The sequence below is a fragment of the Streptococcus sp. SM3 genome (assembly GCF_027497875.1).
This window is the reverse complement of sequence record NZ_JAJNSA010000213.1, coordinates 1-1,339: the sequence shown is the minus strand read 5'-3', so window position 1 is coordinate 1,339 and position 1,339 is coordinate 1. Positions and strand designations below refer to the sequence as shown.

1 protein-coding gene is annotated in these 1,339 nt (G+C 49.7%); it reads right to left on the bottom strand.

The genetic code is table 11. The features are described 5' to 3' along the window. Positions 1-1,339 (bottom strand): penicillin-binding transpeptidase domain-containing protein (locus tag PAN06_RS14265; RefSeq protein WP_269796660.1); only part of this gene is annotated, 1,339 nt, incomplete at both ends.

The following is a 1,339-nucleotide window of genomic DNA, read 5'->3' as shown; positions in this document are numbered from 1 at the left end:
AACCAAGCCATTGACTGATGACCACATCTGGCGTGTATCCGATCACCCATTGGTCTCCAGAGAGGTCCTTGTTAAAGCTGGTCTCTGTCGTACCGGTTTTCCCAGCCATGGTATAGCCATAAGGCGCAGCGTTGACCCCTGTACCATTACTGAAGGTTCCCAGCATCATATTGGTCATCTTATCCGTTGTGGATCCACTAAGCACCCGGGTTGATTTCTGGCTGTGGCTCTTGACCACTTGGCCACTTGCATTTTCGATCTTGGTAATGAGGTGAGCATCATTCATGACCCCGCCGTTAGCAAAGGTTCCATAGGCTTGGGCCATCTGCATCGGATTGGTTGTCACACCAGCTCCCAAGGCAACAGCAAGCGACTTGTCTACCTTGTCCATGTTGAGTCCGAATTTTTTCCCGTATTCAAAGACCGTATCGAGACCCAAATCATTAGCGGTCGCTACGGCTGGAAGGTTAAGGGATTCTGCCAAGGCCTGGTACATCGGTACCGTTGGGCTAGACTGGATTCCCGCATAGTTATTAACCTCATAGCTTCCATATTGGGTGGTACTATTGTCCAATTCCTTATTGGTCGACCAACCTTCCGCAACAGCTGGGCTATAGACAACTAAAGGTTTGATGGTTGATCCCGGACTACGGGCAGCCTGGGTCGCATAGTTATAGCTACGGAAACCTGGATTTTGATCGCTTCCGACACGCCCTACGAGAGCCCGAACCCCTCCGGTCTTAGGATCAAGCGCTACACTACCAGATTCCGCGCGCGTGCCGTCTTCCGCTACTGGGAAGAGGGCTGTGTTGTCATAGATCACCTGCATGCTTGCTTGGTAATTCTGATCCAGCTCGGTGTAGATACGGTAGCCATTTTTGACAATGTCTTCTTCGGTCAGGCCGTATTCATTGACCGCTTCATTGATAACCGCATCAAAGTAGGATGGGTAGCGGTAATCCTCCGACTTGCCTTCATAGGCATCGACCAGCTGGCCATGGATATCGACAGCAGCCGACTGATCAGCAGTTTTCTGATCAATATAACCAGCTGCCACCATATTTTGGAGGACCGTATTGCGGCGATTGGTCGCATTCTCTACCGAATAGAGCGGGTTATAGATCTCAGGTCCTTTGAGCATACCGGCGAGTACCGCAGACTGATCCAGGCTTAATTGACTGGCTGAAACCCCAAAATACTTCTTGGAAGCATCCTCAATTCCCCAAACCCCATTTCCAAAATAGGCATTGTTGAGGTACATGGTAAGGATTTCTTTCTTACTGTATTTCTTATTGATTTCAAGCGCCAGGAAGAATTCCTTAGCCTTGCGCTCCACCGT